Raw genomic sequence first — 12625 nt, forward strand, 5'->3', positions numbered from 1 at the left:
CAACACTGATCACTTTACCGGCTTTGAAAACCTGATCCGCGTCGTTGCCATCTGACTCTGTAATGCATCTGGGCTTGCTCCGCAGTCCTGTTGCGTTGGGGCAGCCACTTTGACACCGATGTCTGGTGCTGTCACGTAGATGAGCATGGCGCAGAGTTCGTGGTGACGACTATATCTTCGCGATAAACGTCCATGTGGTGGAAGTGGGTTCTGGCGCAGCGGACTAATCCTTCAAACAAGGTTGGTTAGATGGTGACAGATTCTATTCCGTGTCACCGGATCTTGTGGCTTCCTCCCGGGTGAGGCCGACAGCGAGGATCAGCTCTTCGTGTAGTTCGAACCACACGGTGTGGTAGGAATCGATGAGTGGCTTAGTGAACCAGGCGATCTCTCCAGCCTTGACCTTATCCAGCGCTGTATGCAGTTTCACCAGATAAACACTCAACCGTGACAGCCGTGTCGCCGCCACCTCGATGATCGGAAACACCCGCTCGTGCACTGCATCGAGGCGCGCCAAAATCGCGGCATCGTATTCGGGGTCCTCGTGGGTATTGACATGCCGTCTTTTAGCTGACAATTTGTGATCAATTCCTTGAAATCAAGTTCAACGGAATGGAATTCGTGATAGTAAGTGGCAAGTTCGGTAGCATCGATACCCTTACACTCCGCGTCGAGCAACGCGTTCAACTTTGCGTGGTCGGTCGGGCTAATCCTCAATGTCATTTCCCCAACCAATAGGCCGGCTGCGGTTAGTTGTTCTACGGTTTTGGTTACCTCGACAAGGTCGTCGTACAAAGTTGCGGCCAAGTCGGTAGAACTTACCCGGCCCTTCAGCCGAACTGCTTGCAGCACTGTCAGTTCAGTCACGATTTGGCGCTTGAATCCTTTGAGTCTTGCAGCCGCAGAGTGGTCATCATGACGATTAGCGGGGTGGCTGACACCACGTCGGCATGCCCAGTGTTTATGGCTAAGCGCACCGCAGTATCGGACGAGTCATCCAGCCTCGTGTGGTCCTCGGTCATGTGCACGCGCAGTGGGCTGATACGTCGTGCTATGTCGGCCAGCTCGCGCAGCTCCGGCGTTTCGTTCTCCGACCACGCGGACAGTGTCAGATTGCCTTGGCGTACCTCGCCTTTGTCGCCGTCAACGGTGATCTGCTTACCAGCCAACGATACGGCGGTTCCCTGGCCGCAGCCCACTACGGCCACTCGGCTGAGTTCGCGGCTGACCACTGCCGCATGACTGGCGGCACCGCCGACCTCGGTGACAACCCCCTGTGATGCCAACATGCCAAGGACGTCGTCGGGCCTGGTGTGGTCGCGCACCAGGATAACCTGTTCGGCCGACTCGGCAGCGTCTAATGCTTCATCAACTTCGGTGTACGCCTTGCCTGATATCACACCCGGGCAAGTGGGCGTGCCTTTGGCTAAAAGTGTTGCAGATAAATGGTTTTCCGGTTGCAGTACGGGTAGCAACACGGTCTCGACATGCACCGGGGTCACCCGGCGCAGTGCCTCGGCATCGTCGATGAGCCCCTCCTGCCACAGTTGCAGCGCCAGGCGCACCGCGACCTGCGCCGAGCGTTCCGCGACCCGGGTCTGCAGCAGCCATAACTTGCTGTCCTCGGTGGTGAACTCGATCTCTTGCACGTCAGATCCCAGTCGCTCCAAGCGGCCAGCGGTGTCCACTAGCTCGTCGTAGACAGTAGGTTGCTCGTCACGCAGGGACGTGATCGGCTGGACTTCAACCAATCCTGACACCACATCGTCGCCTTGTCCGCCAGGCAACCACTCGCCGAACAGTTTACTCTCTCTGGTTATCGGATTGCGGGAAAATAACGTTCCGGCTCCCGAGTAGGCGCCTTGGTTGCCAAACACCATCGCTTGCACAATCACAGCTGTACCACTCTGATCGTCTAGACCGTAGTGGGTGCGGTAAGCAACCGCGCGAGGAGAGTTCCATGAGGAGAAAATTGACTCTATGGCCGCGCGTAATTGGTCATAGGTATTGGCGGGTGGGGGATTTAACGGATCCACTATGCGCCGATACGTGCGTATGAACCGCAGACGGGTGTCGCGGGCAAAGGTTTGGGGGATCGGCGAGGGGCTGGCCGCTGCCAGTGCCTGCTCGACGGGATCATTTATGCCTAAGTTTAGAATGGTGTCCATCATCCCGGGCATCGATTGGACGGCTCCGGAGCGAATGCTGACCAGCAATGGCCGCGGTCCCCACCCAAATGTGCGTGAGGTTTCGGCTTCCAGCCATCGCATCTGGTCCAGCACGTCGTTCCAGATCGCTTCCATCGTCGGCGTGGGAGCGGCCAAATACCGAACGCCGACCTCGGTGGTGATGCAGAACGCTGGGGGTACTGCCAGTTGGTGTCGGCGCATCGCGTTGATGTTATAGCCCTTGCCGCCCAGGAGTTCCCGCGTTTGGTGTGCATTACCATTCAGCAACACTATGGCGTGTTCTGTGAACGCGGCGACATGTTCGCTCGATGTCGTGATGTCCACTTTGTCATGAGCGTTTCCCAGTAGGTGTCGCATGAATGCTGGGGATTCCGGTGCAGCTAGGCTGAGTGCCCAACGCAATTCTGACGTTGCCTGCTTCAATGATCGCGGTGTTGATGTTGCTCTCCTGTGCGGTTCTTTATGGGACTGCCCGGGCAACGGTACCTGCCAAGGATTTGTTTAAATCATCTAGGTTTGAATCTATGACTTCCTATGACATCGGGTTACTGATCCTGCGGCTGGTGCTGGGCCTGACACTCGCCGCGCATGGCTACAACAAGTTTTTCTGCGGCGGCCGGATACCGGGAACGGCGCGCTGGTTCGAGAGTATCGGCATGAAGCCCGGGACGTTTCATGCCACCGTGGCTGCTACTACCGAGATATCCGCCGGACTGGGTTTGGCCGCTGGCCTGTTGACGCCGATTCCAGCTGCGGGCTTTGTCTCGCTGATGATGGTTGCCGCCTGGATGGTGCACCGACCCAACGGTTTCTTCATTGTCAAGGAAGGCTGGGAGTACAACCTGGTGTTGGCTACCGGCGCGGTCGTGGTAGCTACGTTGGGCGCCGGCCGCTTCAGTCTAGATTGGCTTATCTTTGGCAAGAACTGGTTCGACAGTTGCGACGGATTGCTGATCTCTGTGCTGCTGGGTTTCGCCGGGGCACTCGGCCAGTTGTTGATCTTCTACCGTCCGCCGGTCAAAAAGACCTCATAGCCGGCAAAAGTGCAACTCACCACCGACTTCTCGAGCGCCTTAGCACTCAGCCGCGGCATCGTGTGCCAACACTTCGGCTGCGATCCGCTCGCTGGAGTGAACCAGTCCCCATCGACACACCCGCATATGATGGCCGAGCTTTCTGTCCTGGCCCTCTGGATGTGACCGCACGGCTCACGCAGCGTGTAGCCGAATTCGGTCAGCACCCCGGGTGGGGCTGTGGCTGGATATTCCGCAACTGGATATAGCGTTAGGTAGACTCCAGTTTTGCTCGTGGGTGGTACTGCGACGTGCAGGCTCGACTTGGTGCTGAACCGATCGACCAGTTCGCTGGTGACCACCGTTTTGCGGTCGGCGTCGTTCGAGTTTCGTCAGCCGACGTGTGGCCAGTCCCTCCATGATGACACACATACTCCCCGGCACGGCGGTGTCTGTGCACGTGTCGATAGTTAAGGTGGCCGGCTACTCCGGCGAGGCTTACTGGCCGCACAACACATCGGTACGCTTGATAAGCTCGTCATAGCAGACCGAAATCTTAAAGACGGCGTATTGATGCAGAAAGCTCGATCCAGCAGCATCGGCTCGTAGTCGATCGGGGTGACGGTTGCCAGCGGAATTGCCACGATGGTTCGGCGTGTCCGCACTGTCAACACATTGGTGTGTACCGTGAACGTCGTTGCGGTCCTGTTCGATGTGCCGAACCGCCTGCGACACATGTAGCGCAGCGCCGAGTTCGGTGGCTATACATTGATAAATAGAACCCACCCCGCCCCACCGGGTCGGGTACCCTGAGCGCCGCCTCATTGAAAATGACAAAGTTTGAAACCGCCGGACGACCTCCATCCGCAGCAAAACACCTCCGATGTGTACGGGCAGGCCAACTCTATCTCCCGTATCGTGCCGGGCTGGCTTGGACAACATGTTCCTATCGAGCTATTCCTCTAGGTTGATGCGGTACCATTTGGCGGTATCCTTAGCCCCCCCGGGACTTCACAGATTTTCTACCGCGGCAAGGTTGGTCACTGCCCACTTGCTCATTGTCCACGGGATTGTGCAGCCGTATTGGTGTTTCTTGCCGTCGATGATCATCACTGCTTCGCTGTTGCTGTACCGCTTGTATTCTCGGCATGACGAACGCCTCCATCAGCGCGTAAATACGATCCTGGCTCGGCCCGATCCATGTGCCGTCACGGTTAATTCAGACCTCGTCGTCACGGGTTTCGGTGAAAAATGTAGCCACCTACCCTGTAACGTGCCTCCAAAAGGCCACCGAGCCGCCCACTTTCTTAAGTAGCAGCGCAACAGTCAAACCAGCGAATACCACTCCCAAAATGCAAAAATGCAATAGTCGTACTCCGCCATGAGTGGCTCCCGTGCAGCAAACTACACCGGTCGAAACACCCGCGAATCTGGTTCCAGCGGATTTCTGGTGCGATTCAAACCGGTTGGCCAGTGCACAAATAAGGCAAATTGTTGCCCAAGTTCTCGTCGACTATGACCCGGCCGCCGAAATGCGGTAAGGTGTTGAGCATACCTTGGCTCGCACTCTGCGATGTTGTGCACCGCATAACATTGCTCCTTCGAATAGGCGCCCAGCAGGTCGATGTCATAGCTTAATTTCTTTGCTGCACAGAGAAATTTATCAAGTTCAGCAGGAAAAAAACCGCCCGGACCGGGTTGACCAGCACGGTAATTCCCGGGTGCTGACGATGAAGTGGTCGTTGATCCGTGTCGCCGCCGTCTGGAGACGGCCAGCGCTGGCTGTACCGCTACCGCAGCGAGGCGAGTCTCGGCGCGACCCGGCCATGACGATGGACGAAACGGTGGCATCTGGCCACCAGACTTTCTGGCAAAGGATGCGCCGAAGCCAGCCCGAGTGCGTCTTCTAAAGTGTAACACCGTGGGATTGCTTAAAGCCAACCTACCGCAGGTAGACATGGCTAAGTGAAGCAAAGGCGCGCGCAGCTAAAAGGTCTGCCCGATGGTCAGGCACTGTGCCGAAGTGGGTTTTGGAAACGCCGGTCGCATTGCACTTGTTCTACGTCGTAAAAATCCTGCTTTACATCTTGGTTGCCTGGTTGATTGTGCTGACTACCACGGCATCAATGGGTTCCCAGGCGTCATGTCATGGTATGCGGAGCCGATCGTGTTCCAGACGGTCGTGTGCTATACGATGCTGTTCTAGGTGATCGGGTTATGCTGCAGCGAGGTGCGCATCGCGTTATATTTTATGCGCGGCTGATCCACAAGCGACCCCAAGCTTACTGGCTAGTGGACGTAGTGACAGGAGAATGCAGGCACAGTGTGGTCGTGCAGTGGCCGACATGCTGACCCAGCATCCCTGGGCCGACGATGTGCCGGCCCAGGGATGTTCGAGTTAGCCGACGATTCTGGGATGGCTTAGGCCCCTGCCCGCACCTGGCGTGCTGCTGCGACCATGTTCTGCAGCGACGCGCTCACCTCGTCAACTGATCGGGTCTTCAGCCCGCAGTCGGGGTTAACCCAAAGCCGTTGCATCGGTATGGCTTTTAATGCTGCGCGTAGCGACTTGGCAATCTCGTCAGTGCTTGGTACCCGCGGCGAGTGGATGTCGTAGACTCCCGGGCCTATGCTGTTAGCGAAGCCGACTGCGTTCAGGTCATCCAATACTTCCATGTGTGAGCGCGCCGCTTCGATGGATGTGACGTCGGCGTCCAGGTCGGCGATAGCTCCAATCACTTCGCCGAACTCGGAGTAGCACAGATGAGTGTGGATTTGCGTCGAGTCGGCGACCCCCGAGGTAGCTAGGCGGAAAGCCTTTACTGCCCAACATAAGTATTCGTCTTGATCAGCCCTACGCAGCGGCAGCAGCTCACGTAGCGCGGGCTCGTCAACCTGGATGATTGCGATACCGGCGGATTGTAGATCTACGGTCTCATCGCGAATCGCCAGTGCTACTTGGTTCGCGGTATCGGCCAGCGGCTGGTCGTCACGAACAAACGACCAGGCTAAGATCGTGACCGGTCCGGTCAACATGCCCTTAACTGGCTTGTCAGTTAGGGACTGCGCGTAGGTGATCCACTCGATTGTCATCGGGTGAGGCCGGGACACGTCACCGTAGAGGATCGGCGGACGTACACAACGGCTGCCGTAGGACTGCACCCAACCGTTCTGCGTGGCGAAGAAGCCGCCCAGTTGCTCAGCGAAATACTGTACCATGTCGTTGCGCTCCGGCTCGCCATGGACCAGTACATCTAGCCCGAGTTGCTCCTGCAGTTTGATGGCGTCGGCGACTTCTTTTTTCATCCTGCTGATGTACTCGGCCTCGTCGATCTCAGCGTCCTGCAGTGCCGCTCGCGCTTTGCGGATCGCTGAGGTCTGCGGGTAGGAGCCGATCGTCGTGGTCGGCAGCGGCGGTAAGTGTAGGCGCGCGTCCTGGCTGGTGCGGCGCTGCGCTGCGTCACCGCGGTGCGTACCGGAAGCGACAATCGAGTCAATACGCGCGCGTACCTGCCCGTTGTGCAGCCGCGGGTCGCTGCGTCGCGAGGCAACGGCGGCATTGGACGCCGCGATCTCATCGGCGACCGCGTCGCGCCCGTCGCGAAGTGCGCGTGCCAGCACAACGACTTCGGCCACCTTTTCCGCACCGAACGCCAGCCAGCTGCGCAAATTGTCGTCCAGGTCGGTTTCTGGTTCCAACGAATACGGCACATGCAGCGTAGAGCACGACGTCGAAACAGCAACGGTGGCTGCTGAACCCAGCAGAGTAGCCAACTTGCTCAACGCCGATTCCAGGTCAGTGCGCCAGATGTTGCGTCCGTCGACGATGCCAGCCACCAGAGTCTTGCCGGCCAGCTCGGGCACCGCCGCGACCGACGTGTCGGCACCACAAACGAAGTCGACACCGATCGCCTCGATGGGCGTGCGGGCTAGCCCCGCCAAGGAAGCGCCGGGGTTACCGAAGTAAGTGGCCACGTAAATGGCGGGTCGTTTGCTAACTGAGCCGAGTGCAGTGTAAACTGCTTCCGCCAACGCCGGTGCATCGGGGGATAGATCAGTCACCAGCGCCGGCTCGTCGAACTGTACCCATCGTGCGCCATTCTCGGCGAGCAGTGATAGCAGCGTGCAGTAGATTCCCACCAGCTCCTCGAGCCGCTGTATCGGTGCGCCCCCGCCATTGATGCCCTTGCTCAGTAACAGGAAGGTGACCGGACCGATAATGACCGGTCGGGACGGAATTCTTTGCTCAAGTGCTTCTTTCAGCTCACCGAGTATCTTGCCTGGGTTCAGTGAGAAGGTGGTCGCGGGCTCGATTTCAGGAACCAGGTAGTGGTAGTTGGTGTCGAACCACTTAGTCATCTCCAGCGGCTTGATGTCGTTGTTGCCGCGTGCGAGGGCGAAGTACTGATCTAGGTCGTCGGACACTTGTGCTACCCGGGCAGGCAGCGCGCCGAGCATGAATGCCGTGTCGAGCATCTGGTCGTAGTAAGAGAAGGTGTTCACCGGTACGGAGTCCAGGCCGGCGGCGGCTAAGTCCGACCACATGTCGCGGCGCAATGTTGAGGCGACGGACTCCAGTTCTGATCGGCTGGTACGCTTGGCCCAATAGCCTTCGGTCGCCCGTTTAAGTTCGCGGCGCGGGCCAATGCGTGGAGAGCCAGTTACGGTTGCGGTGAATGATTGAGTGGTCACGAGTTCGTCCATTTGATCGACTTCATCCTTAAATCGACGGGGTGGTCACCGCCAGCGGACGCACAGCCGATCCGATTGCAGCAGCACTTCAGGTACATAACCGCACCGGTTTCGGCCAAACGCCCATTCCACGAGGCGATGAGCCGTCGGACGCGGCGCGCCCGACACAGCCGGCAGGTCTTCGGACTCGCAGGCGCGCACTGGATAGGTGCTTCTAATGGCCATCGCTTCCCAGTCTCGGATTTTTCTAAGACCAGTGCTTCCAGACGGCGGTCGTTCCTGCATACCGCTGCGGGACAGTCCCGGATTCTCACCGGGTTCCCTCTCGCGATGCTGAGCTAGCATCACTCGATACTGGCGCCGTGTGGTGCGGAACCAGCAGACCAGCTGCATCATTCAGGTTACCCTGCGCGCTTTGGACGTGACGGATTAGCTCGCCAGTGCTGCGGCAATGGAGGTATTGTTGTTATTGAAGTCGATGATTCGACTAATGGTCGAGTCATCGACTAGTGTTCTAATTATGACGAGCCCGATATTGGACTACGAAACTGCACGGTCTATTTTAGTTCGTTGGTGAGGTTCGCTGACGCACAAATGGTTATCTAATTCCAGCTTTTCCTTCGCATACGATAATAACAGAATACCTTGCAGTACAACATAATTATGATATGTCCGAATCATATACACCAGCTGCGGTGTGCTCGATCTTATTTATTCCGTTAATACGGCTCTAACTGACTAGTCCGTGAGTGTTTGGTTCGTTCTGGTAATGTTGGACAGTGTCCTCCGAGGGCGGGCATGGTTAGAGCAATGAGCGTCTTCGGGGAACGGAGTCCGAACGTAATCCGGGGCAGTAGTCGAGTTTTGGTGTTGGTGAATGCGATCAGTCTTTTGGCGAGGTGGCATCGATGAACTTACGGTATCGAATTATGCGGTCGGCGAGTTCGACGAGTACCAGGGTGCGGCAGTGCCTCATCCTGGAGATCCACCGATCCAGGGCTTGCTTTCCTCCCTTACTCTTGACCGAAAAAACGTGGAGTAGAACCTGGCGAACTCGATCTCCTCGATCCCTGTCCCTTAGCAGTCCATGATATAACCGTACTGTTGTTGTTCGCTTCTATGTTTCCTGATCGTCGATAATCCCAAAAAACTCAAGCAACAACGACATGCTCCCTATCGGGACAAAAATCCATCCATGGCAACGTCACAAGAGCAACAAATTTTTTTAAGTTTTATCAATCGGAACATCTGTGCCGCGCACTGGCGACGTTTACGGTGATGTTCGTCGTGACCAACCTTGCCTACTTCTCCTACGACACCGGCTTTGCCCTTATCAAGTGCGCCAGGACTGCCGCTTCGATGGTCTGTCCACTACCGACCTCGAGTCCAAAGTCTATTATCCACAAGGGTGTCCAATATCAATGGCAAAATCGGTACTTGGTGGAAATTTGGTCAACTTCGATGGGTGCCTAACCGAACGGGTGCTTGACGGGGCAACTACCAGTCGAAGCTGGTGCCGGCGGGCACTGTGGGGAAGTGTCGTGAGTGGAGCCATGCGGCATCGTCATCACCGACATTGCATGGGCTTGGCCTTGTTTCAGGAACCCATAATGTACAAACAAGGCTCACGTGTCGTGGTTGTTATACCTTCGCCGATTCAAATTTGGCAGCGCTTCAATCTAAGATTATTACTACAGTTGATTGTTCATTGTTGATTGTCATACCGATGAACATTACTGTTATTAGTCACCCTTGGTCATGTCTATGGGCAGAGCGATTGAGGTGGTTGTCGAGCCGCCCATGTGTTTGTGCACAAAGCAAGGATGTCCGCTGCCGGCATGCTGGAAGAGAAACCCAATGGACCTGTGTGAGAGTATGTTCGTAACCGTTCGTACCCGTGTGGCTTACCTAAGTCCTGCGGTCGTTGATGCAGACCGCATGAGTGCCGCGATCGGTAATGCTGGCCATCTGATTGGCACATTGTTGGCAGATCTAGGATACAAGTGGTGAGGAAAATCTACTGCACAAGGATTGGATCGGCTCATTGCTAGCGTTTGCGATCACATCCGGAGATCGATTCCAGGAAGCAGAAACCTGTTGATGGAAAATACCTTTAACGAAATATACTCTCCGAAAACCAGAAAATCGTTTTTCATCTGGAAGCGGATAGATGCCAACTGCCTATGGATAGCCCTAGCGGCGCTGCTGTCGTTGTGCACTGTGCGATATTAGGTCAAAGCTTCTGAACGAAATTTGAAGAATAAAGTGCGGATATCATATTGAGTGGTGTTTTGATAGCCGGTTGGAGTAGGCGGAGTTTAGCGTACTGTAGTAGGGTTAGGTTTCTCGGGGTAGATCTGCGCGGTACGAACTTCACCAATAAGAATCTGAACGGAGTAGTAGCCTTGGTCCCCAATATCAATCCTCAGATGTAACTGTGTGGTGCATATAGGTCGATTTTAGTACGAATTTGGGAAATTGGTGCAGCCCCAAAGCGTGGTGTGTTCGCACTCCAGCTGTGCCGGCCAAATTAGCTGCGTTGAGATCGCCACCGAAATACCACGGAATTCAAGAGATTCGTTGGTGAGTTTGGAACCATAGTTGGGATCGGTGACTAGCGACTCCGGACGAGTACGTTCCCGTGTGGGCGGAACCATGCGTTAATGTTGGTGTTTTGCTGATTGTCGTGTCACGTGCTTGTGCTCGTTGATGTAAGAAAGACGCTGGCCGAACGGTAGCAGTGTTGTCTCGCGTTGAGAATTGGACACAGCTGCAGGATGGCCAATTCGAAGAGCGGATTACCGCCGTGACCTGTTTGGATAGGCAAGCGTTCGAAATCCACGCCGCATTCACGCAGTGTACTTCTACTCGAACATGGGTAAGGTGACAGTTTAGCGGTAACGTTTGTCAACGCGTGTAACACTGCCGCTTGTTCTGTTGAATTGAAGCGGTCTTCGCTGATTCCGATCCAACTCAGCACGGCGGTTTTGTCGGTGGAGTGAGACTGTCTTACACCGATGCGATCCATTTAGTACTGCTCAAAATCCTATCGCCCGAGTCTCAATTAACTTAGGACGCTTCGCGAAGCGGTGGGCTCTATGGAATGCGAGGCCAGTCCTCAGGGTTGCGGGTGATGTTTGTGGCGCGCCGATAAGTGTGAGCGAAGACGGGATCTAGGGTGAGCGCCGTCAACGTCCGGTTGATGGCTCCGGCGCTTCCGTCGGACAGTACTTGGGAACACTCGGGCCAACACGGCATCCCAGGTGCCCGTCGGCATACTGGCTACAATGGCACGCCAAATATAATCTTGCACAGGTCGAATATTTTGGAGACATCCGGCCAGACGATCCCACACTGGTATCGATACGTGATTCCCACGACAACGTGGCGGTTATCACTAACCAGCTTGTATCACCCTTCCCTAGTACGGGTCGTTGCGTTATCTCACCCCGAGAGGTGTGTAACGACTGTGACTGCTCACAGTTAGGAGACAAACCCGGGAGTGCTTTAACGTAAGTTATCGCAGTCTAAAGAAGAGATTAAACACATTGTCGCCTTGAAGCCATCGGAGCGCATTTATTGCTCCTGAACGCCCACGTAAAGCGATTTGTTATCCTATTTGAAAATGCCCGCGGGAGATGATTAGGGGATGGAGTTGTCATTGGCGGTGCGTCGGTAGGTGGCTGCGCTAAACCGATGGTTCCATCACTGGCCTGATGAATGCAACAGCTAGTCGGGCACGTCAATGCGCCAGGATGTTCACCAACTGCACAAATACTCTGGGCAGTAACGCGCATGTCGGCACTGGGGCAAGGCACGTCATGCGTGGTGTGATGGCCACCACGAGTGTGCGGATAAGCAACCGGTAGTCTTGGGCAACCCGGTGCCACAAAGCCTAATACGACGGCGGTGCCTCGTCGACGATGACGCGGACCGCGGCGCCGGCGTGCTTAACGGCGAGGTTGACACCCTCGCCTGTCAGAACGACCTCGTATACGGTCCGTTGCCCACCAACAGGATCTGTTCGGTGACATGGAGCGAGACAACCTGTAGCTGCGGCCCGCATCCGAGTGCTTGCCAGCGGCGTAAGTCGCGTAGATAGCGCGTTAGTCACGGGAACGAGTCAAGCTCCGGTTTGTTAAGCGACAGGATTGCGACGCCGACGATGTTCGGCTCGACCGGTGTCACGTACGCCTCACCTCCAACGGGATCAATGCTTTTCGATGAATTTCGACTACGCCAGCATCTGGTAAAGTAACGTCAGCGCACGCCATAAAGCAGCGGCGTTTGGGGCGTCGTTCTGATTTTCACTGCATGCCCGACCAGTGAATGTGAATGCAGCCACCAACCATTTGGGGTGGACACCTGGGATAGTTATGCCATGCTGGTCTTGCTGGACAGTGGGTTACCTGCGCTCGGATCGATTGTTCTTTGGTGCGTGCCGCCAGCACGGCGTGCAACGTGGTGCGATGCACGCTCTGGCCCGGTGCGAAACCGTGTCTGCACCCGACGGTAGTCGCTCATACAGGCGCTTCTCTGCAGCGGTATGCCGGCCGGGTCGACGTCGAGTGCTGTAAGTTCGACCAGGCCTTCGGGCATCAGCTCCTCGCCGCAGGCCTTATCGATGGGATTCTCGTGCGGCTCGGCTGCGATCACCGAAAGGCCCTTGTTTTGCCGAGCGTTTAATGCCCGTGGCTAGGCTTTCTGGGCTGCCGCAGACGATCAACAGGT

General features: G+C 56.2%; 4 protein-coding genes, 2 pseudogenes and 1 riboswitch. Of the genes and pseudogenes, 2 read left to right on the plus strand and 4 right to left on the minus strand.

From position 1 onward, the window contains the following. Nucleotides 1–262 precede the first annotated feature (262 nt). Together ML_RS04800 and ML_RS04805 are read right to left on the minus strand one after the other, a co-directional pair. Nucleotides 263–867 (minus strand): annotated as a pseudogene (locus ML_RS04800) (MarR family transcriptional regulator). Beyond that, a complete protein-coding gene (locus tag ML_RS04805; protein WP_197492548.1) occupies nt 864–2546 on the minus strand; it encodes a pyruvate, phosphate dikinase in 1683 nt (560 codons plus the stop codon). Before ML_RS04805 ends, ML_RS04800 begins: the two are co-directional and overlap by 4 nt. 167 nt (nt 2547–2713) lie before the next feature. Between ML_RS04805 and ML_RS04810 the strand changes: the two genes are divergently transcribed. Further along, nucleotides 2714–3223, plus strand: coding sequence for a DoxX family protein (locus ML_RS04810; protein ID WP_010908043.1), 510 nt, complete (start codon nt 2714–2716; stop codon nt 3221–3223). A gap of 1981 nt (nt 3224–5204) precedes the next feature. After that, on the plus strand, nt 5205–5408 hold the full coding sequence (locus ML_RS15495) for a DUF3556 domain-containing protein (protein ID WP_041322559.1): 204 nt from the start codon (nt 5205–5207) through the stop codon (nt 5406–5408). Nucleotides 5409–5623: 215 nt separating this feature from the next. On the opposite strand, the gene metE is transcribed toward ML_RS15495, so the two are convergent. Then, nucleotides 5624–7906 (minus strand): 5-methyltetrahydropteroyltriglutamate--homocysteine S-methyltransferase, encoded by a 2283-nt coding sequence (gene metE, locus ML_RS04835; RefSeq protein WP_010908047.1) that lies wholly within the window; start codon nt 7904–7906, stop codon nt 5624–5626. Nucleotides 7907–8049: 143 nt separating this feature from the next. Further along, nucleotides 8050–8262, minus strand: a riboswitch (cobalamin riboswitch). A 3374-nt stretch (nt 8263–11636) separates the two neighbouring features. Beyond that, a pseudogene (locus ML_RS04850) lies at nt 11637–12623 on the minus strand (NAD(P)/FAD-dependent oxidoreductase). Nucleotides 12624–12625: the final 2 nt, after the last annotated feature.

The sequence above is a fragment of the Mycobacterium leprae TN genome (assembly GCF_000195855.1).
Lineage (GTDB): Bacteria > Actinomycetota > Actinomycetes > Mycobacteriales > Mycobacteriaceae > Mycobacterium > Mycobacterium leprae.

Excerpts from the sequence above, each read along its gene's own strand:
- ML_RS15495 (WP_041322559.1), top strand. The coding sequence starts at position 5,205 with ATGGTCAGGCACTGTGCCGAAGTGGGTTTTGGAAACGCCGGTCGCATT.
- ML_RS04810 (WP_010908043.1), top strand. The coding sequence starts at position 2,714 with ATGACTTCCTATGACATCGGGTTACTGATCCTGCGGCTGGTGCTGGGC.
- metE (WP_010908047.1), bottom strand. The coding sequence starts at position 7,906 with ATGGACGAACTCGTGACCACTCAATCATTCACCGCAACCGTAACTGGC.
- ML_RS04805 (WP_197492548.1), bottom strand. The coding sequence starts at position 2,546 with ATGCGACACCTACTGGGAAACGCTCATGACAAAGTGGACATCACGACA.